This window comes from Mycobacterium sp. 852013-51886_SCH5428379 (assembly GCF_001665575.1).
Classification (GTDB): Bacteria; Actinomycetota; Actinomycetes; order Mycobacteriales; family Mycobacteriaceae; genus Mycobacterium.
The window spans coordinates 37,700-61,284 of the sequence record NZ_LZSU01000011.1 but is presented as its reverse complement, the minus strand read 5'-3'; the positions used below and the strand labels follow the sequence as shown (position 1 = coordinate 61,284).

Sequence of the window (23,585 nt, the reverse complement as noted above, 5' to 3'; positions counted from 1 at the left end):
GTACTCTTTACGGCGTGGCCACGAAACCCAAGAAGAACGCCCGCTACGACCTGAAGGCGGCCGATCGCAAGCGCAATCTGTTCGTCCAGATCGGACTCACCGCGGTGGTCGTGGTGTTCGCGGTGGCCCTGGTGCTCTACATCGTGATGTCGGCCGAGGAAAAGCCGCAGGCCGGTGCCGAGTCCGGCATCCGGGTGGCCGCCGAGAACGTCGTCACCCAGGAGGGCAGTTCGGAGCCCAAGGTGGTGCTCTCGATGTACGAGGACTTCCTGTGCCCGGCGTGCGGCAACTTCGAGCGCCAGTTCGGCCCGACGATCAACAAGCTCATCGACACCGGCGCCGTGGCCGCCGACTACTACATGGTCGCGATCCTCAATACGCAGGGCGACGGCTACTCCTCACGGGCGGGCAACGCCGCCTACTGCGTCGCCGACGAGGACAAAGCCGCGTTCCGGCGTTTCCACGAGGCGCTGTACACGAGGGAACTCCAGCCGGCCGAGGGCGGCGGTACCTATCCCGACGACGCCCGGCTGACCGAGCTCGCCCGCCAGGCCGGGGCCGGCGGTTCCGTCCCTGACTGCATCAAGAGCGGTAAGTACGTCGACATGGTCGAAGACCTCGCCGGGGCGACCGAGATCCGCGCCACCCCGACCGTGCGGATCAACGGCGAGGACTACAGCCCGTCCACGCCTGAGGCGTTGGTCAACAAAGTCAAGGAGCTCGTCGGCGACGTGCCCGGCCTCGACGGTCCGGCGCCGGCCCGGTCATGACCGCCGCCACCGCTTCCGACCCCGTCGCCCCGGTCGAGTCCTCGACCGGCGGCCCGGCGGGCGTTGCGGTGCGGAGGGCAAGTGCGCTCTGGGTGCTGATCGCCGGCGTCATCGGTCTCGTCGCGGCGGCCACCCTGACGATCGAGAAGATCGAGCTGCTGCTCGACCCGACCTACGTTCCGTCCTGCAGCCTCAACCCCGTCCTGTCCTGCGGCTCGGTGATGGTGACGCCGCAGGCGGCGCTGTTCGGTTTCCCCAACCCGCTGATCGGCATCGGCGGCTTCACCGTGGTGGTGGTGACCGGTGTACTCGCGGTCGCCAAAGTTCGGCTCCCGCAGTGGTACTGGACGGGGATGGCAATCGGCACGGTGCTGGCGACGGCGTTCGTGCACTGGCTGATCTACCAGAGCCTCTATCGGATCGGCGCACTGTGCCCGTACTGCATGGTGGTGTGGGCCGTGACCATCCCGCTGCTGGTGGTGGTGGCCTCGATCGCGCTGCGGCCCATCGCCGGTAACGCCGTCGCGCGCGGGCTGTACCAGTGGCGCTGGTCGCTGACGGTACTGTGGTTCACCGCCCTGGTGCTGCTCATCCTCGTGCGCTTCTGGGATTACTGGTCGACGTTCATCTGACCGCTGTGCGGTCGAACCAAGAGGAGTGGGGCCGCCCGTGATCTCGAAGGTCCTTGTCGCCAATCGCGGCGAGATCGCGATCCGGGCGTTCCGCGCCGCCTACGAGCTGCGCCTGGGAACCGTCGCGGTGTTCCCGTACGAGGACCGCAATTCGGTGCACCGGCTCAAGGCCGACGAGTCCTACCAGATCGGCGAGACGGGCCACCCGGTGCGGGCGTATCTGTCGGTCGAGGAGATCGTGCGCACCGCCGAGGCCGCGGGTGCCGACGCGGTGTACCCCGGCTACGGCTTCCTCTCGGAGAACCCGGAGCTGGCGGCCGCATGCGCGGCCGCGGGGATCACCTTCGTGGGTCCGTCGGCCGACGTGCTGGAGCTGACGGGCAACAAGGCCCGCGCGATCGCCGCCGCACGGGAGGCGGGTCTGCCGGTGCTGGCGTCCTCGGCCCCCTCGGCCGATGTGGACGAGCTGGTCGCGGCCGCGGATTCCATGGAGTTCCCGGTGTTCGTCAAGGCGGTCGCGGGTGGCGGCGGTCGCGGGATGCGCCGGGTGTCGGAACCGTCGGCGCTGCGCGAGGCGATCGAGGCGGCGTCGCGGGAGGCCGAATCCGCATTCGGCGATCCGACAGTGTTCCTGGAACAGGCCGTCGTCAATCCGCGCCACATCGAGGTGCAGATCCTGGCCGACACTCACGGCGACGTCATCCACCTGTTCGAACGGGACTGTTCGGTGCAGCGCCGCCACCAGAAGGTGATCGAGCTCGCGCCCGCTCCGAACTTGGATCCTGAACTGCGCGAACGGATCTGCGCGGATGCAGTTTCGTTCGCCCGGCACATCGGCTACTCGTGCGCGGGCACCGTCGAGTTTCTGCTCGACGAACGCGGCAACCATGTGTTCATCGAGATGAATCCGCGGATCCAGGTCGAGCACACGGTCACCGAGGAGATCACCGACGTCGACCTGGTCTCATCGCAGCTGCGGATCGCGGCGGGGGAGTCGCTGGCTGATCTCGGGTTGAGCCAGGACACCGTCACCGCACACGGTGCGGCACTGCAGTGCCGCATCACCACCGAGGATCCGGCCAACGGCTTCCGGCCCGACACCGGCCGCATCACCACCTACCGGTCGCCGGGTGGCGCAGGGATCCGGCTGGACGGCGGAACGAACCTGGGCGCCGAGGTCACCGCCCACTTCGACTCGATGCTGGTGAAGGTGACCTGCCGCGGTAGGGATTTCGCGACGGCCGTGCAGCGGGCCCGGCGCGCGGTCGCCGAGTTCCGGATCCGCGGCGTGTCCACCAACATCCCGTTCCTGGCCGCGGTGCTCGAGGATCCGGATTTCGTCGCAGGCCGGGTCACGACGTCGTTCATCGACGAGCGTCCCGAGCTGCTCACCGCCCGCTCGAGCGCCGACCGTGGCACCAAGATCCTCACCTATCTGGCCGAGGTGACCGTCAACAAACCGCACGGCCAACGGCCGTCGACGGTCTATCCGCACGACAAGCTGCCCGCAGTCGATCTCGAAGCCGAACCGCCGGCCGGCTCGAAGCAGAAGCTGGTCGAACTCGGCCCACGGGGTTTCGCCGACTGGCTGCGGGACACGCCCGCCCTCGGTGTCACCGACACCACGTTCCGCGACGCCCATCAGTCACTGCTGGCCACCCGGCTGCGCTCGACCGGACTGCTGCGGGTCGCGCCCTACGTCGCGCGGACCATGCCGCAGCTGCTGTCGGTGGAGTGCTGGGGCGGGGCGACCTACGACGTGGCGCTGCGGTTCCTGAAGGAAGATCCGTGGGAACGGCTGGCCGCGCTGCGCGAGGCGCTGCCCAACATCTGCCTGCAGATGCTGCTGCGCGGCCGCAACACCGTCGGATACACGCCCTATCCGGAGACGGTCACCACTGCGTTCGTCGACGAGGCGACCGCGACCGGGGTCGACATCTTCCGAATCTTCGACGCGCTCAACAACATCGAGTCCATGCGTCCGGCGATCGACGCCGTCCGGGCCACCGGCACCGCCGTCGCCGAGGTCGCGATGTCCTACACCGGGGATCTGAGCAATCCGGCGGAGGACCTCTACACCCTGGACTACTACCTGCGTCTGGCCGAGCAGATCGTCGAGTCCGGCGCGCACGTCCTGGCCATCAAGGACATGGCCGGGTTGCTGCGCCCGCCCGCCGCGGCCACCCTGGTCGGCGCCCTCAAGGAGCGCTTCGACCTACCGGTGCACGTGCACACCCACGACACCCCGGGTGGCCAGCTGGCCACCTATCTGGCGGCCTGGCAGGCCGGCGCCGATGCGGTCGACGGGGCCGCGGCCCCGCTGGCGGGCACCACCAGCCAGCCCGCGCTGAGTTCGATCGTGGCGGCCGCAGCGCACACCGAGGTCGACACCGGTCTGGACCTGGACGCGGTGTGCGAGCTGGAGCCGTACTGGGAGGCGCTGCGAAAGGTATACGCCCCCTTCGACGTTGCGGCGTCCGGACCACCTTCTCCCACCGGACGCGTCTACACCCACGAGATTCCCGGCGGGCAGCTGTCGAATCTGCGCCAGCAGGCGATCGCCCTCGGATTCGGAGACCGCTTCGAGGAGATCGAGGCCAATTACGCGGCGGCCGACCGGATCCTGGGCCGATTGGTCAAGGTGACCCCGTCGTCGAAAGTCGTCGGCGATCTCGCCCTGGCGCTGCTCGGCGCGGGGGTGTCCGCCGAGGACTTCGCCGCGGACCCGGCGCGCTACGACATCCCCGACAGCGTCATCGGCTTCCTGCGCGGCGAGCTCGGCGATCCGCCCGGCGGCTGGCCGGAGCCATTGCGCAGCAAGGCGTTGGAGGGCCGCGGACCCGGCCGCTCGCAGGAGGAGCTCTCCGGTGAGGACGAGGCGGCGCTCGCGCAACCGGGCCCCAAACGGCAGGCGGCGCTGAACCGGCTGCTGTTCCCGGGCCCGACCAAAGAGTTCGAAGCCCACCGCGACACCTATGGCGACACCAGCCAGCTCTCGGCCAACCAGTTCTTCTACGGGCTGCGCCACGGCGACGAGCATCGCGTCGAACTCGAAAAGGGTGTCGAATTGCTCATCGGATTGGAGGCCATCTCCGATCCCGACGAGCGGGGGATGCGCACCGTCATGTGCATCATGAACGGACAGCTGCGGCCGATCCTGGTGCGCGACAGCAACATCGCCTCCGAGGTGCCTGCCGCGGAGAAGGCCGACCGCACCAATCCCGACCATGTCGCGGCTCCGTTCGCCGGCGTCGTCAGCGTGAACGTCGAACAGGGCGACGCGGTCGAGGCGGGCCAGACCATCGCCACCATCGAGGCGATGAAGATGGAGGCCGCCATCACCGCACCCAAGGCCGGCACCGTCGAACGGGTGGCCGTCTCGGCGACCGAACAGGTCGAGGGCGGCGATCTGCTGGTGGTCGTCAGCTGACCCGCATCATCGCCGGGCAGTTTGGTGGTCGACGAATCGCCGTGCCACGCACCGGGACTCGACCCACCGCTGATCGGGTGCGCGAAGCGGTGTTCAGTGCGCTGGCGGCGCGTATCGACTTCGACGGCCTCACCGTGCTCGACCTGTACGCCGGATCCGGCGCGCTGGGCCTGGAGGCGCTGTCGCGGGGTGCCGCCCGCGCGACGTTCGTCGAACACCACCATCGCGCGGCGGCGGTGATCTCAGGCAACATCGCCGATCTCGGGCTCGGTGCGGTCGCCACGGTGCGCCGGGCGACGGTGGCCACTGTGCTGGCCGGCGCCGCCGACCGCCCGGCGGATCTGGTGTTCGCCGATCCGCCCTACGACGTCCCGGATTCGGAGATCGCGGCGATGCTGTCGGCGCTGGACGCCGGGGGATGGCTGGCGCCCGGCGCGGTCGCCGTCGTCGAGCGCCGGGCGTCGGGCGGGTCCACGGCGTGGCCGTCGGCGTGGTCGCCCTGGCCGCCACGGCGGTACGGCGACACACGGATCGACATGGCAGAACTCGACGAATAGCCAGCCGGTACCGTCGTCATCCATGAGTGGAGCGGTGTGCCCCGGTTCGTTCGACCCGGTGACCCTGGGTCATGTCGACATCTTCGAACGTGCGGCCGCCCAGTTCGACGAGGTCGTCGTCGCGGTGCTGGTCAACCCCAACAAGAAGGGCATGTTCAGCCTCGAGGAGCGGCTGGAGATGATCGCCGAGACCACCGCGCACCTGCCCAACGTTCGGGCGGAATCCGGTCAGGGGCTCGTCGTCGACTTCGCCAGGGCGCGGGGGATCACGGCGATCGTCAAAGGGCTCCGCAGCGGCACCGACTTCGAATACGAGCTGCAGATGGCGCAGATGAACCGGCACATCGCCGGCGTCGACACCTACTTCCTCGCCACCAGCCCGCAATTCTCGTTCGTGTCCTCGTCGCTGTCCAAAGAGGTGGCCACCCTCGGCGGTGACGTGTCGGCGCTGCTGCCCGAGGCCGTCAACCGCCGGCTGCAGGCCAAGCTGACGGGTCCGAACCCGCGGAACTGAGCGCTGCGGAAGTGGCTGCAATCACAGAGTAGGCACGCCGGATCAGGGGAACCCCAGGGACGCTCGGGAGTCGACCGCTGACTGCGGTCCCCCGGACGTCACCGAAGGGAAGGCGAGACCATGAGCTCAGGTGTTCTGGGCGGCGCAACCGACGCGCGCCGGACCACCATGTCCGCGGCGGCCCTGCCGTGGGCGCTGTTGGTCACCGAACTGCGCCGTCTGCGCGACGGTCTCGGGGAGGCGCGGGCGCTCGCGATCCTGGACTCGATCGCGGATGTGTTGTTGCCGCAGTCGTCCGGTCACATGCTGCCGCCGGCGTGGACGCTGGTCGATCGCGCGAAAACGCACTGCTGAGGGCGACACACCGGTCACCAAAGCCGAGTCACAGGCGTAACACCAGGCACACTGGTAACCAACAACGACGCCTGGAGGGTTCCGCCGTGTACCGAGTTTTTGAAGCGCTCGATGAGCTGGGCGCAATCGTCGAAGAAGCCCGTGGCGTGCCGATGACGGCGGGTTGCGTGGTTCCCCGCGGCGACGTCCTCGAACTGATCGACGACATCAAGGACGCCATCCCCGGCGAACTCGACGACGCCCAGGATGTGCTCGACGCCCGCGATTCGATGTTGAGCGAGGCCAAGGAGCACTCCGACAAGATGGTCTCGACGGCCAACGCCGAGGCCGACTCCATGGTCAACCACGCCCGGGCCGAGGCCGATCGGCTGCTCTCCGACGCCAAGTCCCAGGCCGACCGGATGGTCGCCGAGGCCCGTGCGCACAGCGAGCGGATGGTCGGCGAGGCCCGCGAGGAGGCGTCGCGCGTCATGGCGACGGCGAAGCGCGAGTACGAGGCCAGCACCGGACGGGCGAAGTCCGAGGCCGATCGCCTCATCGAGAGCGGCAACCTGGCCTACGAGAAGGCGGTCCAGGAGGGCATCAAGGAGCAGCAGCGCCTGGTGTCGCAGACCGAGATCGTCGCCACGGCCACCGCCGAGGCCACCCGGCTGATCGACACCGCCCACGCCGAGGCCGACCGGCTGCGCGGCGAATGCGACATCTACGTCGACAGCAAACTCGCCGAGTTCGAGGACTTCCTCAACGGCACCATCAGGTCGGTGGGTCGTGGACGCCACCAGCTGCGCACCGCGGCCGGCACACACGACTACGCGGCGCGCTGACCGGAGCCCATCGAGCGGGCCGACGCCGCGCAACCCGCGGCGTCGCGCCGCCGTAGGATTGGTCGAATGGCGACTAGAAGCGACGCGGTCCGTCGCGCAGCCCGTTCGCCGCTGGTGCTCGACGTATCCCGGTTGGGCCGGCGGCCCGGGTCGATGACGACCGTCCACGAGACCGTGCCCAGTCCGCTGCGGATGGGCCTTCAGCTGATCGGCGTCGAAGAGGACGCTCCCCTGGACCTCGACCTGCAGGTGCAGGCGGTCTCAGAGGGGGTGCTCGTCACCGGAACGGTGAGCGCCCCGACCACCGGGGAGTGCGCGCGCTGCCTCACGCCAATCACCGGACGCGTCGACATCGACCTGACCGAGCTGTTCGCCTACCCGGACAGCGCCACCGACGAGACCACCGATGCCGATGAGGTCGGACGCGTCGGCTCCATCGGTGTGCCCGATACGCTCGACCTCGAACAACCTGTCATCGACGCCATCGGGCTGGCCTTGCCGTTCTCGCCGCTGTGCCGGCCCGACTGCGAAGGCCTGTGCCCGGACTGCGGGATCGCCATGGCCACCGCCGAGCCCGGACACCACCACGAGCAGCTGGATCCGCGGTGGGCGAAGCTCTCGGGACTGCTGGAGAACGACGAGACGTGACCGAGGATCGCTCGGCGCTGCTTGCGGCGCTCGGGGTTTCGCTGCCCGCCGACCTGCTCACGATCGCATTGACGCATCGCAGCTACTCCTACGAGAACGGTGGTCTGCCGACCAACGAGCGGCTGGAGTTCCTCGGCGACGCGGTGCTCGGACTGACCATCACCGAGGAGCTCTACCATCGGCACCCCGACCGGTCCGAGGGTGACTTGGCCAAACTGCGCGCGAGCATCGTCAACACCCAGGCGCTCGCCGACGTCGGCCGCAAACTCTCCGAGGCTGGTCTGGGGTCGTACCTGTTGCTGGGCCGCGGCGAGCAGAACTCGGGGGGCGCCGACAAGTCGAGCATCCTGGCCGACGGCGTGGAATCCCTGCTGGGCGCGATCTACGTGGAGCATGGGCTCACCGGCGCGCGGGAGGTGATCCTGCGGCTGTTCGGCGGCCTGCTGGAGACGGCGCCCACCCTCGGCGCCGGCCTGGACTGGAAGAGCAGTCTGCAGGAGCTGACGGCCGCGCGCGGGTTGGGTGCGCCGTCGTACGTGGTGTCCTCGACCGGACCCGATCACGACAAAGAGTTCACGGCCTCGGTGCTGGTCACCGGAGACGAATACGGCAGGGGAGTCGGTCGCACCAAGAAGGAGGCCGAGCTCAAGGCCGCCGCTGCGGCGTGGAATCAGTTGTCCGCCACGGGCGTCGATGCCTGAACTGCCCGAGGTCGAGGTCGTCCGGCGCGGACTGGACGCCCATGTGACCGGGCGGACGATCACCGCGGTGCGGGTGAATCACCCGCGCGCGGTGCGGCGCCACGAGGCCGGGCCTGCCGATCTGACCGCACGGCTGCTCGACGCGCGGATCACCGGGACGGGGCGGCGCGGGAAGTATCTGTGGCTCACACTCGACGACGGTCATGGCGCACTCGTCGTGCATCTGGGCATGAGCGGGCAGATGCTGCTCGGTCCCGTCGCCAAAGAGGACCACCTGCGGATCGCGGCCCTGCTCGACGACGGTACGGCGCTGAGTTTCGTCGATCAGCGCACGTTCGGCGGCTGGCTGCTCGCCGAAATGGTGACCGTCGACGGCACAACGGTGCCCGAACCGGTCGCCCATCTCGCGCGCGATCCGCTCGATCCGCTGTTCGATCGCGACCGGGTGGTGACGGTGTTGCGCGGTAAGCATTCCGAGATCAAGAGGCAGCTGCTCGATCAGACCGTGGTGTCCGGGATCGGCAACATCTACGCCGACGAGGCGCTGTGGCGGGCCAAGATCAACGGCGCCCGGCCGGCGTCGGCGTTGACGCGCAAGGCGCTCGCGGGGCTGCTCGACGCGGCGGCCGAGGTGATGACCGAGGCCCTCGGGCAGGGCGGCACGTCGTTCGACTCGCTGTACGTCAACGTCAACGGGGAGTCCGGCTACTTCGACCGGTCGCTGGACGCCTACGGCCGCGAGGGCGAGCCCTGTCGCCGCTGCGGAGCGATCATGCGGCGCGAGAAGTTCATGAACCGGTCGTCGTTCTACTGCCCGAAATGTCAGCCCCGCCCGCGCACCCCCCGCGCCCTTTCCGCGAAATAGCATTCCCGGCGGTCAAGACGCGCGCTTGAGGGCCGGGAATGCTGTTTCGCGCAACGTTGTAGAAAGAGACCATGACCGAACTGTGGGTAGAGCGCACCGGCGTGCGCCGCTACACCGGGCGCAGCACTCGCGGCGCCGAGGTGCTGATCGGCTCGGAGGACGTCGAGGGGGTGTTCACCCCCGGCGAGCTGATGAAGATCGCGCTGGCCGCGTGCAGCGGGATGAGCAGTGATCAGCCGCTGCGGCGCCGCCTGGGCGACGACTATGCGGCCACGATCCGGGTCTCCGGTGCCGCCGACCGGGAGCAGGAGCGGTACCCGCTGCTCGAGGAGAAACTCGAGGTCGACCTCTCGGGGCTGTCCGAGCAGGACCGTGAGCGGCTGTTGATCGTCGTCGAACGCGCCACCGACCAGGTGTGCACGGTTGGTCGCACGCTCAAATCGGGCACGGACGTCCGCTTTGGGGTCGATGAGCGCTCGTGAGTGACGATGTCCGGTTGATCGCTTGGGTGCACGGCCACGTGCAGGGCGTGGGTTTCCGCTGGTGGACGCGTTCGCGTGCGCTGGAACTGGGTCTGACCGGGTATGCCGCCAACAAGCCCGACGGCCGGGTGCACGTGGTCGCACAGGGGTCCAGGGAGCACTGTGAGCAGCTGTTGGACCTGCTCACCGGCGGAACCACACCGGGCCGGGTCGACCGCGTCGTCCACGACTGGGCCGAGGCCGGCGAGCGAATCCCGGATTTCCGGGAGCGCTAGGTACGCTGACCAGTCATGCATCTGAAGAGTCTGACGCTGAAGGGCTTCAAGTCCTTCGCCTCGCCGACGACTCTGCGTTTCGAACCCGGCATCACCTGTGTGGTCGGTCCCAACGGTTCGGGCAAGTCCAATGTCGTCGACGCCTTGACCTGGGTGATGGGAGAGCAGGGCGCCAAGACGCTGCGTGGCGGCAAGATGGAGGACGTCATCTTCGCCGGCACGTCCTCGCGTGCCCCGCTGGGGCGTGCCGAAGTGACGCTGACGATCGACAACTCCGACAACGCGCTGCCGATCGAGTACTCGGAGGTGTCGATCACCCGGCGCATGTTCCGCGACGGCGCGGGGGAGTACGAGATCAACGGCAGCCGTTGCCGTTTGGCGGATGTCCAGGAGCTGCTCAGCGACTCCGGGATCGGCCGCGAGATGCACGTCATCGTCGGTCAGGGCAAACTTTCGGAGATCCTCGAGTCGCGCCCTGAAGACCGGCGGGCCTTCATCGAGGAGGCCGCCGGTGTGCTCAAGCACCGCAAACGCAAAGAGAAGGCCGTCCGCAAACTCGACTCGATGCAGGCCAATCTCGCCCGGCTGACCGACCTGACCACCGAACTGCGGCGCCAGCTCAAACCCCTTGGGCGACAGGCGGAGATGGCGCGGCGCGCGCAGACCATCCAGGCCGACCTGCGGGATGCGCGGCTGCGGCTGGCCGCCGACGATCTGGTGTCGCGGCGCTCGGAGTTCGAGAACACCAACACCGCCGAGACCACGCTGCGCCGCGAACACGACGAGATCACCAGCCGGCTGGAGATCGCCACCGCCGAACTCGACGCGCACGAGGCCGCCGTCGCCGATCTGACCGGCCGCGCGGAGGCCGCTCAGCAGAGTTGGTTCCGGCTCTCGGCGCTGGCCGAGCGGGTGAGCGCGACCGTGCGTATCGCCACGGACCGCGCTCAGCTGCTCGACGTCGCACCCGAACAGCAGACCGGACGTGATCCCGACGCCCTCGAGGCCGAGGCGGACGAGATGGCGGCCCGGGAGGCTGCGCTGCTCGCGGATCTGGCGGCCGCCCGCGCCACGCTCGAGGCCGCCCGCGCCGAACTCACCGAGGCCGAACGCGTCGCCGCCGAAGCCGAACGCGCCCACCTGGCCGCGGCACGCGCTGAGGCGGATCGCCGCGAGGGGCTCGCCCGGCTGACCGGGCAGGTCGAGACCATGCGCACCCGGGTGGAATCGGTCGACGAGACGGTGGCGCGGTTGACGATCCGGATGGACGAGGCCGCGGCGAGGGTGGAGCAGGCGCGGGCCGAGTTCGAGACCGTGCAGAGCCGCGTCGGGGAGCTCGACGCCGGAGAGGTCGGCCTCGACGACCATCATGACCGGACCGTGGCCGCGCTGCGGTTCGCCGATGAGCGGGTCGCCGAACTCCAGGCCGCCGAGCGGGGCGCCGAACGGCTGGTGGCCTCACTGCGCGCCCGCATCGACGCGCTGTCGGTGAGTCTGGATCGCCGCGACGGCGCCGCCTGGTTGCAGAAGAACCACAGCGGCGCAGGGCTTCTCGGCACGGTCGCCGAGTTCCTGAAGGTGCGCCCCGGTTACGAGGTGGCGGTGGCGACCGTGCTCGGTGCGGCCGCGGACGCCCTGGCCGCCGAGGACTCCGGTGCCGCGCGCACCGCCGTCGCCGCCCTCAAGGAATCCGACGGCGGGCGGGCGGCCATCGTGCTCGGCGACTGGCCCGACACGCAGAGTGCCGCGCTTGCGGACCTGCCCGCCGGTGCGGTGTGGGCGGTCGATCTGGTCGAGGTGCCGGGGCGGCTGCGCGGCGCGGTCGGCGCCATGCTGGCCGGCGTGGCCGTCGTCGACGATCTGAGCGCGGCACTCGGCGTGGTGTCCGATCGCCCCGCGCTGCGCGCGGTGACCATCGACGGGGACCTCGTCGGCGCCGGCTGGGTCAGCGGCGGATCCGACCGCAAACCCAGCACTCTGGAGGTCACCAGCGAGATCGACAAGGCCCGCGCCGAACTGGAAGCCGCCGAGAAGCAGGTCGGCGAACTCGGCGCGGCGCTGGCGGGTGCGTTGACCGAACAGCAGGCCCGGCAGGAGGCCGCCGAACACGCGTTGGCGGCACTCAACGAATCCGACGCCGCCATCTCCGCCATCTACGAACAGCTCGGCCGACTGGGCCAGGAGGTCCGCGCAGCCGACGACGAATGGCAGCGGCTGGTCCACCAGCGCGATGAGCTCGAGGCGGGCCGCAGCCGAACCGTGGAAGAGCTCACCGAGCTCGAGGAGCGGCTCTACAACGCCGAACAGATGCCGAGCTCGGACCTCGACGCCGAGCCCGTCGACCGGCAGGCCTCGACGGCGGCCGCCGAGGCGGCGCGCAGTGCGGAGGTCGAGGCGCGGCTCGCCGTACGCACGGCCGAGGAGCGCGCGAATGCCGTTCGGGGACGGGCAGATTCGCTGCGCCGGGCCGCCGTGGCCGAACGCGAGGCCCGGGCGCGCGCCGAGCGTGCGAAAGTGGCGCGCGAACGCGCCGCGACCGTCGCCGCCGCCGTCGCCGAATCGGGGACGCAGATCGCGATCCGGCTGAGCGCCGTCGTCGCCGCCGCAGCGCAGACCCGTGAGGGACTGGCCGCCGAACGTGCTCAGCGCGCGGCGGCGCTCTCGGCGGCACGGGACGAGGTGAGCGCCCTCAACACCCGCATCACCGCGGTGACCGACGCCCTGCACCGCGACGAGGTGGCCAAGGCGCAGGCCGCGATGCGCATCGAGCAACTCGAGGCGACCGTGCTGGAACAGTTCGGGATGGCGCCCGCCGATCTGGTCGCCGAATACGGTCCGGACGTGGCGCTACCCCCGACCGAGCTCGAGATGGCCGAATACGAACAGGCCAAGGAGCGCGGCGAGCAGGTCACCGCGCCGGCACCCATGCCGTTCGACCGGCCGACCCAGGAGCGCCGGGCGAAACGCGCCGAACGCGAGCTCTCGGAACTCGGTCGGGTCAACCCGCTGGCGCTCGAGGAGTTCGCGGCGCTCGAGGAGCGCTACAACTTCCTGTCCACCCAACTCGAGGACGTCAAGGCGGCCCGCAAGGATCTGCTCGACGTCATCTCCGACGTCGATGCCCGCATCCTGCAGGTCTTCGCGGAGGCCTACGCCGACGTCGAACGTGAGTTCACCGGCGTTTTCGCCACGCTGTTCCCCGGCGGTGAGGGACGGCTGCTGCTGACCAACCCCGACGACCTGCTGACCACGGGGATCGAGGTCGAGGCCCGGCCGCCGGGCAAGAAGATCAAACGGCTGTCGCTGCTTTCGGGTGGGGAGAAGTCGCTGACCGCGGTGGCGATGCTGGTGGCGATCTTCCGGGCCCGCCCGTCGCCGTTCTACGTGATGGACGAGGTGGAGGCCGCGCTCGACGACGTGAACCTGCGCCGGCTGATCAGCCTGTTCGAGCAGCTGCGCGAACGCTCTCAGCTGATCGTCATCACGCATCAGAAGCCGACGATGGAGGTCGCCGATGCGCTCTACGGCGTCACCATGCGCGACGACGGCATCACCACCGTGATTTCCCAGCGGATGCGGGGCGAGGAACGGGTCCCGGCCTCGACTTAGTGATGCGTCACGCCTGTCCGCCCGTCCGGGTTAGCCTCACCATTCGATGATCAGAACGGCGATCTGCCGAACCCGCCCGTCCCGCCGCCGACCAAAATGTATACCGGTGGCTGGTACTTCCAAGCAACAATCGGAGCCGAAAAGGGTGTCGAAATTGGAACTGGACCGGGTGTGCGCTGTCCCGACAAGTTACGCACCTGTGCTGGATCGACCTTCAAGATAGATCTGATACTTCTGTCCGCATTAGGCCCTTGCCGGATGGTGACGAGTCGCGGCGTGGGCGGATTCGGTGTGTACTTGTCGCCGTATGCGATTCCGCCATTGCTGGCATATTTGACAAACGTTTCTCCGTCCACGGTGTAGACCGGCGACCCGTCTGATGCGGTCAGCTTCACCCCCTTCGCCATGATTTCGTTGATCCGTCGCCCCTTCGCGTCCTGTTCCCGCTTGGCTTCCGCCTCTTGTGATTCGCGAACAGCTCGCCGGAGGGGGTCCTCGGGCACCGTGTAACGGGTTTTCGGTATCAAGTCCAAGAGCCCCGGGAGGTTGGGTCCCTGGTTCTGGAGAAAGTTCTGAAGCGGTCTGGAACTGAGGGCGTCTTTGATGCCTTGCCCTAGTAGTTTGGCGGCGGCGCCGAGACCGTCACGAACGCCTGCTGTGACGACCGGAGGAGTTCCGGCTCCTCCGCCGGCCAGAAATTGACTGCCCGAATCCTGCAACACCGCGGTCTCGTCGCGGTCGGTCCTATCCCGGTCCGGGGCCACCCCACCCGAAGCCACCCGCGTGTTCACGACGGTCGCGTTGGCGGACCGCTCTGCGGCAGGGTCTTCGGCTGCCGCAGCACGATTCGAGCGGGGCGCACCCGCCGGTGAGGCAGGCGTGTCCTCGGGGGCCGCCGTCCGGTTGGCCCGCCGGGACGTCGTCGACCGAGGCTCGTCATCGTCTTGAGACGAGGCCGGCTCCGCACGGTCGGGCGTCGACGACGCGGGGCGCTCCTTGTCGACACCCCCAGCCGATGCGGAGGAACCCCCGGAAGATGCGGAGGAAGAAGAGGAAGAGGAGGCCGGTCCGGCCGACGACGAGGACGTGACGCCGCTGTCTGCGCTGGCGACACCGACCTCAGACCCGAGCAGCGACCATCCGACCAGCGCCGCGCCGACGCCGGCGGACGCCGCACCCAGCTGCAGCCACCGACGCACAGGCAGGTCCTTCTTCGACTTCGACATATCTGATCTACCCCGTGGCTCGTTGTACTGGTTCAGGGTTGGCGCACTCGACCACGCTCACGCTACAGCTAACATGACTTACGGGCGAAACAGTGCCCAAACGCGGCGGATTCATCGATTCGATGTGATCACAGGGAACCTTCGCCCTGTGTTCGTCCGGGCGGTGGGTCAGGCGGGCAGGACGCCGCGGCGCCGCAGCGCAGCGAGGTCCGCCGCGCCACAGCCGTGCAGGCAGACCCGCAGTTCGTCGACGAAGGACGACAGCCACTCCACCACGGCCTCCGGCGATTCGATGGCCGGCGCCAGCAGCGGCCGGGCGACGGCCACCACCTCGGCGCCCATGGCCAGCGCCTTGGCGGCGTCCATCCCGGTGCGGATACCCCCCGAGGCGACCAACGGCATGTCGGGCAGCGTCCGTCGGACCTCCAGCAAGGCCTGCGCCGTCGGGATGCCCCACTCGGCGAGCGCCGGATGCCGGATCTCGCCATGACGGACGAGTTGCTCGACGCGCGCCCACGACGTCCCACCGGCGCCCGCCACGTCGACGCCCGCCAGTGGGCAGTCGACCAGTTCGGCCGCGGCGGTGGCGCCGATCCCATGCCCCACCTCTTTGAGCAGCACCGGGCGGGTCAGCGCGGCGGCCACAGCGCGCAGACGCGCGATCGAGCCGGTGAAGTCGGTGTCACCGTCGGGCTGCATGGCTTCCTGCAGCGGGTTGGTGTGCACGGCCAACGCGTCGGCGCCGACCCGGTCGAGTACCCGGTCGAGGGCGGGGAGCACCGAGTCGGACAGCTGGGCGAGGCCGATGTTGCCGATCACCAACACGTCGGGTGCGACATCGCGGACGGCGAACGACCCGGCGGCCTCCTCGTTGTCGATCATGATGCGCTGCGAGCCGAGCATCATGCCGACACCGAGGCGCTGCGCCGCGACGGCCAGGTTGGTGTTGATCGTGGCCGACAACTCGGCGCCGCCGGTCATGGCGCCGATCAGGACGGGTGCGCGCAGCGGTTTGCCGAGGAACTCGGTGCGCAGGTCGATCCGGCTCAGCGAGGTCTGGGTCAGGGCGTTGTAGGGCAGCCGGAAGTTCTCCAGACCGGTCGTGACGGTCTCGTACTCGACCGGGCCGTCGAGGCATACGTCGATGTGACGGCGCTTGCGGGTCTCGATGCCAGTCCCGGCGTCACCGGCTGACTGCGTCACCGGCTGACCACCCGCGGACTCGTCCTGAAACAATGGCCGGGTGACCCAAGATGTTCCGGTCGGTTTGTGGATCGCAATCGCCGTAATCGCCGTTCTGCTCGTCACTGCTCTCGTCGTGGGTCTGGTCCGCTACCGGCGCCGCCGGATCAGGCTCTCGGAACCCGACACTGCCACACCTATAGACCGGTCCGGCGGATACGCCGCGTCTTCGGGGATCACGTTCACACAATCGTCAGCACCGCCTGCTGCACCCGCGCCGCCGCGGCGACCCGAGCCCGAACGCATCGACACCAGCGGACTCCCTGCCGTCGGTGATGACGCCACCATTCCACGGGATGCGCCGAAGCGGCCGATCGCCGATGTGCGGCTGCCCGAGCCGCCCACCGAGACCACCCCGCCGAAGCCGGAACCGAAGCCGGAGCCGGCACCGGAACCCGAGCCCGAACCGGCGCCCGCCGAGGTCAGCGCACCCACGGCGCCCGACATCGCCGACATCGCCCCGACCGAAGGCCGGCTGGACCGGTTACGCGGCCGGCTGGCCAAATCGCAGAACGCGCTCGGTCGCAGCATGCTGGGTCTGCTCGGCGGCGGAGACCTCGACGAGGACTCGTGGCAGGACGTCGAGGACACCCTGCTGATCGCCGACCTCGGCCCCGTCGTCACCGAATCGGTGATGTCCGCGCTGCGCGAACGGATGGCCAGCAGCACGGTCCGCACCGAGGCCGACGCCCGCGCGGTACTGCGCGAGGTCCTGATCCGGGAACTGCATCCGGAGATGGATCGCTCGATCCGCGCGCTGCCCCACGCCGACAAACCCTCGGTGCTGCTGATCGTCGGGGTCAACGGCACCGGCAAGACCACGACCGTCGGAAAGCTGGCCCGCGTGCTGGTGGCTGACGGGCGTCGCGTCGTACTCGGCGCCGCCGACACCTTCCGCGCCGCCGCGGCCGACCAGTTGCAGACCTGGGCCTCCCGGGTCGGCGCCGAGGTGGTGCGCGGACCCGAGGGGGCCGACCCGGCGTCGGTGGCCTTCGACGCGGTCTCCACAGGCATCGAGAACGGCGCCGATGTCGTCGCCATCGACACCGCGGGCCGGCTGCACACCAAGACCGGCCTGATGGACGAACTCGGCAAGGTCAAACGCGTGGTCGAGAAGCGCGCCGTCGTCGACGAGGTGCTGCTGGTCCTCGACGCCACCATCGGACAGAACAGCCTGCCGCAGGCGCGGGTGTTCGCCGAGGTCGTCAAGATCACCGGCGTGGTGCTGACCAAGCTCGACGGGACCGCCAAGGGCGGGATCGTCTTCCGGGTTCAAGAAGAGCTCGGGGTGCCCGTCAAACTGGTCGGTCTGGGGGAAGGCCCCGACGATCTGGCGCCGTTCGAGCCGGGCGCATTCGTCGACGCACTACTCGGCTGAGGCGACGATCGCGGGCCGGGCAAGGCCGCCCGGGGTCGCCGTGAGCACGACGAAACATGAGCGTAACCACCTCCGGCTCTGCGTTCACATTCCGGAAACGCTCACGCATCACCAGCGAAACGCGAGCAAAAGAGTCTTCACGGGAGGCCGATCCGTCGGCACATTTCCCAAGGAGGTTCACACAAAGTGGTCTTAGCCTTACCGGACGACGCGTTCGCCGCATTCGACAGCGGCGACACTGCCTGGGTACTCACCAGCGCCGCGTTGGTGCTGTTGATGACACCCGCCCTCGCGTTCTTCTACGGCGGCCTGTCCCGTCAGAAGTCCGTCCTCAACATGATGATGATGTCCTTCGGTTCCCTCGGCGTGGTCAGCGTGATCTACGTGCTGTGGGGTTACTCGATGTCGTTCTCCTCGGCGCACACCGGGGACAGTGACATCCTCGGCATCTTCGACAACCCCTTCTCTCTCTTCGGGTTGTCGCCGCTGCTGGAGGCGCGGGAGATCGGCGGCGAGGAGCTCTACCCGATCGGCGGCTTCGGCACGGTGCCGGCCATCGTGTGGGTCGCGTTCCAGTTGACCTTCGCCGTCATCACCGTCGCGCTCATCAGCGGCGCGGTCGCCGAGAGGATGAAGTTCGCGACCTGGCTGACGTTCGGTGGCATCTGGGTCACCCTCGTGTACTTCCCGCTGGCGCACATGGTTTGGGGCGGCGGACTGCTCTCGGGCGCCGAGAACGGTTTCGCCTCATGGCTGTTCGGATATAACGCCGAGGAGGGCGCGGCCAACGTCTCGCCGATCGACTTCGCCGGCGGCACCGTCGTCCACATCAACGCCGGTATGGCCGCGTTGGTGCTGGCCGTGCTGCTCGGTAAGCGGGCCGGCTTCGGCAGGACCGCCTTCCGCCCGCACAACATCCCGTTCGTGATGCTGGGTGCGGCGCTGCTGTGGTTCGGCTGGTTCGGGTTCAACGTCGGATCCGAAGGCGCGGCGGACGCCACGGCCGGTCTGGTCTGGGTCAACACCACCGCGGCCACCGCCGCCGCCATGCTCGGCTGGCTGGCCGTCGAGCGGATCCGCGACGGGCACGCGACCAGCGTGGGCGCCGCATCGGGCATCGTGGCCGGTCTGGTCGCCATCACGCCCGCCTGTGGTTCGCTGTCGCCGATCGGTTCGCTGATCCTCGGTGTCGTCGCCGGCGCGTTGTCGGCCCTGGCCATCGGCCTGAAATACAAGTTCGGCTACGACGATTCGCTCGACGTCGTCGGCGTGCACCTGGTGGCTGGACTGTGGGGCACCATCGGCATCGGCTTCCTGGCCACCGAGACGGGCCTGTTCTACGGTGGTGGAGTTCAGCAACTGGTGGTGCAGATCGTGATCGCTCTGGTAGCAGTGGTCTTCACAGGGGTCATGACCGCCATCATCGCGTTCATCGTGAAGCCCATGGGCTGGCGCGTGACAAAGGAAGACGAGGACACCGGCATCGATGAGACCGAGCATGCGGAAACGGCTTATGAACTCGTCTGATCGGCAACAATTTCTCAAGAAGGGATCGATGGAATGAAGCTGATCACGGCGATCGTCAAGCCGTTCACGCTCGAAGACGTCAAGACCGGCCTGGAGCAGACCGGCATCCTCGGGATGACCGTCAGCGAGGTCCAGGGGTACGGCCGCCAGAAGGGTCACACCGAGGTCTACCGCGGCGCCGAATACTCGGTCGATTTCGTGCCGAAGGTGCGCGTCGAGGTCGTCGTCGACGATTCGGCGGTCGACAAGGTCGTTGACGTGATTGTGCAGGCCGCCCGGACCGGCAAGATCGGCGACGGCAAGGTGTGGGTCAGCCCGGTCGACACGGTGGTGCGCGTCCGGACCGGCGAACGGGGGGCGGACGCCCTCTAGACCATCGAGGGGGTCGTCTCCCAACCGAGTAGTCGAGTTTCACCGGATCGGGGGAGGACTTCGTAGATGACAGAACAGCATTCAGACCCCGCCGCCGGTGCGTCCCGCTGGACGCCACCGGCGGCGGGTTCGTTACGACCCGCCAACGACCTCTCCAAGGCCGCACAGCAACTGCTGACCAACGGAGGACGGCAACTCGAAGCGCCCGTGCTGCGCGACGCCCTGCTCGATCTGCACGAATTCTGGCTCAGCGCAAAGGCGACCGAGATCGGCATCACCGCGACCAGCGGCTTCGCCATCGTCGCGACGGGTGGCCTCGGGCGCGGCGAGATGCTGCCGTACTCCGACCTCGACCTGATGCTGCTGCACGACAACATGCCCCCCGACATCGTCTCCCAGGTCGCGGAGCTGCTTTGGTATCCGTTGTGGGACGCCAACATTCGTCTCGACCACAGCGTCAGGACGGTCCCGGAGGCGCTCAAGGTCGCCGGCGAGGACGTCTCCGCGGGGCTGGCCATGCTCGAAGTCCGCCACATCGCCGGTGACGCCGATCTGTCCTCGCTGCTCGTCGGCGGGGCCCGCAGGCAGTGGCGCACCGGCATCGCCGGACGCTTCAGCGATCTGGTCGAGCACACCGAGTCCCGTTGGCATCGCAGCGGACAGATCGCCCATCGGGCCGAACCGGACCTCAAATCCGGCCGCGGCGGTCTGCGCGACGTGCAGCTGCTCAACGCGCTGGCCATCGCCCAGCTGGCCGACGGGTATCCGAGCCGGGCGCTGGCCTCACCGATGGGCACGCTGGGCGGTGCGCACCTGTCGCTGCTCAACGTCCGCACCGAACTGCACCGGGTCTCCGGGCGCGGGCGCGATCTGTTGCTCGCGCAGTACGCCGACGAGATCGGCGCCGCCCTGCGGATCGGGGACCGCTTCGATCTGGCCCGCATGCTCTCCGATGCGGCACGGACCATCAGCTACTACGTCGACGCGGGACTGCGCACCGCGGCCAACGCGCTGCCCCGGCGCGGGTTCGCCGCGCTGCGCCGCCCCGTGCGCCGGCCGCTGGACGAAGGCGTCATCGAATTCGCCGGTGAGGTGATCCTGGCCCGCGACGCCCGGCCCGAACGCGATCCCGGCCTGATCCTGCGCGTCGCCGCAGCCTCGGCGACCACCGGTCTGCCGATGGCGGTGTCCACGCTGAGCCGACTGGCCGAGACCGCGCCCGAGCTGCGCACCCCCTGGCCCCGCCAGGCGCTCAAAGATCTGCTGGTGCTGCTCGCCGCCGGACCGGCCGCCGTCGGGACCATCGAGGCGCTCGACCGCACCGGACTGTGGGGGCGGCTGTTCCCCGAATGGGGCGCGGTGCGCGACCTGCCGCCCCGCGACGTCGTGCACATCTGGACGGTGGACCGTCACCTCGTGGAAACCGTCTCTCGGGCAAGCGCATTCACCACCCGTGTATCGCGTCCCGATCTGCTGATGCTGGGGGCACTGTGCCACGACATCGGCAAGGGCCGCGGCGGTGACCACAGTGTCATCGGTGCCGAGTTGGCCAACCAGATCGGCACCCGGCTGGGATTGTGGCCGTCCGACATCGACGTGCTGTCGAAGGTGGTGCGCTACCACCTGCTGCTGCCCGAGACCGCCACACGACGCGATCTGCAAGACCCCGACACCATCGACGCCGTCGTGAAGAAGCTCGACGGGGATCTGGTGCTGCTCGAACTGCTGCACGTGCTGGCCGAGGCCGATTCGCTGGCCACCGGACCCGGCGTGTGGGGGGACTGGAAGGCGTCGCTGATCGGCGATCTGGTTCGGCGCTGCCGGCTGGTCATGTCCGGAGAGCCGCTGCCGCAGCCGGATCCGATCGATCCGCGCCACCTCGAGCTCGCCGGCACGGTGGACGTGCACGTCGAACTCACCGGCGGTGACAGCTCGCACATCTACCAGGTGGTGATCATCGCCCCGGATCGGCGTGGACTGCTGTCCAAGGCCGCCGGTGTGCTGGCGCTGAACTCGCTGCGGGTGCACTCGGCGTCGGTGAACAGCCACCGGGGCGCCGCGATCAACACCTTCGTGGTCTCCCCGCATTTCGGGTCGCCGCCGGCCGCCGAGCTGCTGCGCCAGCAGTTCATCCTCGCGCTCGACGGGGAACTCGACGTCATCGCGGCGCTGCAACGGCGCGAAGAGGACTCCGCCCAGTACGGCACCGGCCGGGCGGGGGAGCCGCAGGCGGCGGTCCCCGGCAACCACGTCCCCGCGCCGCCGCGGGTGCTCTGGTCGGCGGGTCCCGGGCCGGGGGAGCTCGTGGTGCAGATCCGCACCACCGACCGCACCGGCCTGCTCGCCCGGCTCACGGCGGTGTTCGAACGCGACGGTGTGGACATCGCCTGGGCGAAGGTCACCACCCTCGGATCGTCGGTCGTCGACGTGTTCGGCATCGTCGTGCCCGCGCTGGCCGCGGGGCGCGAGAGCGATCACGCGACGATTCGTGCCGAGCTGGAGGCCGACCTGTTCGCGGTGCTGCCGGCGCCGCCGCCTCCGCCCAAACCCGCGGAGCAGGCCGGCTGAGCACGCGCGCGCACGGGCAAACGGTCGCTGCGCGCCGGGGAAGATAGGCTTTACCCCGTGTTCGAATCACTGTCCGACCGGTTGACCGGGGCCCTGCAGGGGCTCCGCAACAAAGGCCGACTGACCGACGCCGACATCGACGCCACCGCCAGGGAGATCCGGCTCGCGCTGCTCGAAGCCGACGTATCCCTGCCCGTGGTGCGCGCATTCGTCACCCGGATCAAGGAACGGGCGAAGGGCGCCGAGGTGTCGGCCGCGCTCAACCCGGCCCAGCAGGTCGTCAAGATCGTCAACGAGGAGCTCATCGGCATCCTCGGCGGTCAGACCCGCCAACTGGCCTGGGCCAAGACGCCGCCCACGGTGATCATGCTCGCCGGCCTGCAGGGTTCCGGTAAGACGACGCTGGCGGGCAAGCTCGCCAAGTGGCTGCGCGGTCAGGGGCATACGCCGCTGCTCGTGGCCTGCGACCTGCAGCGCCCCGGTGCGGTCAACCAGCTACAGATCGTCGGCGAGCGGGCCGGCGTGTCGGTGTTCGCCCCGCACCCCGGCACGGCGCCGGGTGCGGCCGAGGTCAAGGGCACCGCCGATCCGGTCGCGGTCGCCGCCGGCGGTCTCGCCGAGGCCAGGGCCAAACACTTCGACGTGGTCATCGTCGACACCGCGGGCCGGCTCGGTATCGACGAGGAGCTGATGGCCCAGGCCGCCGCGATCCGCGACGCCGTGCAGCCCGACGAGGTGCTGTTCGTCCTCGACGCGATGATCGGCCAGGACGCCGTCACCACCGCCGACGCGTTCCGCGAAGGTGTCGGATTCACCGGTGTCGTGCTGACCAAGCTCGACGGCGACGCCCGCGGTGGCGCCGCACTGTCGGTGCGCGAGGTCACCGGCGTGCCGATCCTGTTCGCGTCCAGCGGCGAGAAGCTCGAGGACTTCGACGTCTTCCACCCCGACCGGATGGCCAGCCGCATCCTCGGCATGGGCGACGTGCTCAGCCTCATCGAACAGGCCGAACAGGTCTTCGACGCCGAACAGGCCGAGGCCACCGCCGCCAAGATCGGCAGCGGCGAGCTGACGCTGGAGGACTTCCTCGAGCAGATGCTGGCCATCCGCAAGATGGGGCCGATCGGCAACCTGCTCGGCATGCTGCCCGGCGCCGGTCAGATGAAGGACGCGCTGGCCGCCGTCGACGACACCCACCTCGACCGGGTGCAGGCGATCATCCGCGGTATGACGCCCGCCGAGCGGGCCGATCCGAAGATCATCAACGCCTCCCGGCGGCTGCGCATCGCCAACGGTTCCGGCGTCACGGTCGCCGAGGTCAATCAGCTCGTCGACCGGTTCTTCGACGCCCGCAAGATGATGTCCCAGATGGCCGGACAGATGGGAATGCCGTTCGGCCGCAAGAACACTCGCAAAGCCGCCAAGGGTAAGAACAAGCAGTCGGGCAAGAAGGGGCGCAAGGGGCCGACGCCGCCGAAGAGTCGCAATCCCCTCGGCGCCGGAATGCCCGCAGGGTTCCCCGACCTGTCGAACATGCCGAAGGGTCTCGACGAGCTCCCACCGGGCTTGGCCGGAATCGACCTGAGCAAATTGAAGTTCCCCAAGAACTGA

Annotated in this window: 20 protein-coding genes; 18 read left to right on the top strand and 2 right to left on the bottom strand. The window is 69.1% G+C overall.

The features are described 5' to 3' along the window. Positions 1-14: 14 nt before the first annotated feature. The 13 genes from A5757_RS02990 (at position 15) to smc (ending at position 13,661) form a co-directional block, all read left to right on the top strand. Positions 15-770, top strand: a complete 756-nt coding sequence (locus A5757_RS02990) for a thioredoxin domain-containing protein (protein ID WP_066828518.1) — start codon at positions 15-17, stop codon at positions 768-770. Continuing rightward, the gene (locus A5757_RS02985) at positions 767-1,402 is read left to right on the top strand and encodes a vitamin K epoxide reductase family protein (RefSeq protein WP_066828517.1); all 636 of its coding nucleotides are present in this window, start codon (positions 767-769) and stop codon (positions 1,400-1,402) included. The genes A5757_RS02990 and A5757_RS02985 overlap by 4 nt, the downstream gene beginning before the upstream one ends. A gap of 37 nt (positions 1,403-1,439) precedes the next feature. Continuing rightward, a complete protein-coding gene (locus A5757_RS02980; RefSeq protein ID WP_066828516.1) occupies positions 1,440-4,832 on the top strand; it encodes a pyruvate carboxylase in 3,393 nt (1,130 codons plus the stop codon). Beyond that, entirely contained in the window at positions 4,829-5,389 is a 561-nt protein-coding gene (gene rsmD, locus A5757_RS02975; RefSeq protein WP_082929295.1) for a 16S rRNA (guanine(966)-N(2))-methyltransferase RsmD, read from the top strand. Before A5757_RS02980 ends, rsmD begins: the two co-directional genes overlap by 4 nt. Positions 5,390-5,411: 22 nt before the next feature. Beyond that, the gene (gene coaD / locus A5757_RS02970; protein WP_066828514.1) at positions 5,412-5,903 is read left to right on the top strand and encodes a pantetheine-phosphate adenylyltransferase; all 492 of its coding nucleotides are present in this window, start codon (positions 5,412-5,414) and stop codon (positions 5,901-5,903) included. A gap of 120 nt (positions 5,904-6,023) precedes the next feature. Then, positions 6,024-6,257, top strand: coding sequence for a hypothetical protein (locus tag A5757_RS02965; RefSeq protein WP_066828513.1), 234 nt, complete (start codon positions 6,024-6,026; stop codon positions 6,255-6,257). Positions 6,258-6,343: 86 nt separating this feature from the next. Then, positions 6,344-7,081 carry a cell division protein SepIVA gene (gene sepIVA, locus A5757_RS02960; RefSeq protein WP_066828512.1) on the top strand — a complete coding sequence of 246 codons (738 nt, stop codon included), beginning with the start codon at positions 6,344-6,346 and terminating at the stop codon, positions 7,079-7,081. A 66-nt stretch (positions 7,082-7,147) separates the two neighbouring features. Next, positions 7,148-7,729: a DUF177 domain-containing protein gene (locus A5757_RS02955; RefSeq protein ID WP_066828511.1), complete on the top strand. Its 582-nt coding sequence runs from the start codon at positions 7,148-7,150 to the stop codon at positions 7,727-7,729. Continuing rightward, complete coding sequence (gene rnc / locus A5757_RS02950; RefSeq protein WP_066828510.1) at positions 7,726-8,430, top strand: ribonuclease III; 705 nt, start codon at positions 7,726-7,728, stop codon at positions 8,428-8,430. The genes A5757_RS02955 and rnc overlap by 4 nt, the downstream gene beginning before the upstream one ends. Further along, entirely contained in the window at positions 8,423-9,295 is an 873-nt protein-coding gene (gene mutM, locus A5757_RS02945) for a bifunctional DNA-formamidopyrimidine glycosylase/DNA-(apurinic or apyrimidinic site) lyase (RefSeq protein ID WP_066828509.1), read from the top strand. The genes rnc and mutM overlap by 8 nt, the downstream gene beginning before the upstream one ends. A gap of 71 nt (positions 9,296-9,366) precedes the next feature. Next, entirely contained in the window at positions 9,367-9,777 is a 411-nt protein-coding gene (locus A5757_RS02940; protein WP_066828508.1) for an OsmC family protein, read from the top strand. Next, complete coding sequence (locus tag A5757_RS02935; RefSeq protein ID WP_066828507.1) at positions 9,774-10,052, top strand: acylphosphatase; 279 nt, start codon at positions 9,774-9,776, stop codon at positions 10,050-10,052. The genes A5757_RS02940 and A5757_RS02935 overlap by 4 nt, the downstream gene beginning before the upstream one ends. A 15-nt stretch (positions 10,053-10,067) precedes the next feature. Continuing rightward, positions 10,068-13,661, top strand: a complete 3,594-nt coding sequence (gene smc, locus A5757_RS02930) for a chromosome segregation protein SMC (RefSeq protein WP_066828506.1) — start codon at positions 10,068-10,070, stop codon at positions 13,659-13,661. A 50-nt stretch (positions 13,662-13,711) separates the two neighbouring features. On the opposite strand, the gene A5757_RS23070 is transcribed toward smc, so the two are convergent. Next, positions 13,712-14,452 carry a hypothetical protein gene (locus A5757_RS23070; RefSeq protein WP_156618135.1) on the bottom strand — a complete coding sequence of 247 codons (741 nt, stop codon included), beginning with the start codon at positions 14,450-14,452 and terminating at the stop codon, positions 13,712-13,714. Between the two features lie 603 nt (positions 14,453-15,055). Then, entirely contained in the window at positions 15,056-16,057 is a 1,002-nt protein-coding gene (gene fni, locus A5757_RS02925; protein ID WP_369815908.1) for a type 2 isopentenyl-diphosphate Delta-isomerase, read from the bottom strand. A 73-nt stretch (positions 16,058-16,130) separates the two neighbouring features. Between fni and ftsY the strand changes: the two genes are divergently transcribed. The 5 genes from ftsY (at position 16,131) to ffh (ending at position 23,585) form a co-directional block, all read left to right on the top strand. Continuing rightward, the gene (gene ftsY / locus A5757_RS02920; protein ID WP_066828505.1) at positions 16,131-17,507 is read left to right on the top strand and encodes a signal recognition particle-docking protein FtsY; all 1,377 of its coding nucleotides are present in this window, start codon (positions 16,131-16,133) and stop codon (positions 17,505-17,507) included. 186 nt (positions 17,508-17,693) lie between these two features. After that, positions 17,694-19,034, top strand: coding sequence for an ammonium transporter (locus A5757_RS02915; RefSeq protein ID WP_066828504.1), 1,341 nt, complete (start codon positions 17,694-17,696; stop codon positions 19,032-19,034). Between the two features lie 33 nt (positions 19,035-19,067). Beyond that, the gene (locus A5757_RS02910; RefSeq protein WP_003881099.1) at positions 19,068-19,406 is read left to right on the top strand and encodes a P-II family nitrogen regulator; all 339 of its coding nucleotides are present in this window, start codon (positions 19,068-19,070) and stop codon (positions 19,404-19,406) included. Between the two features lie 66 nt (positions 19,407-19,472). After that, positions 19,473-21,974, top strand: a complete 2,502-nt coding sequence (locus A5757_RS02905; RefSeq protein WP_066828503.1) for a [protein-PII] uridylyltransferase — start codon at positions 19,473-19,475, stop codon at positions 21,972-21,974. Between the two features lie 57 nt (positions 21,975-22,031). After that, complete coding sequence (gene ffh, locus A5757_RS02900) at positions 22,032-23,585, top strand: signal recognition particle protein (protein ID WP_066828502.1); 1,554 nt, start codon at positions 22,032-22,034, stop codon at positions 23,583-23,585.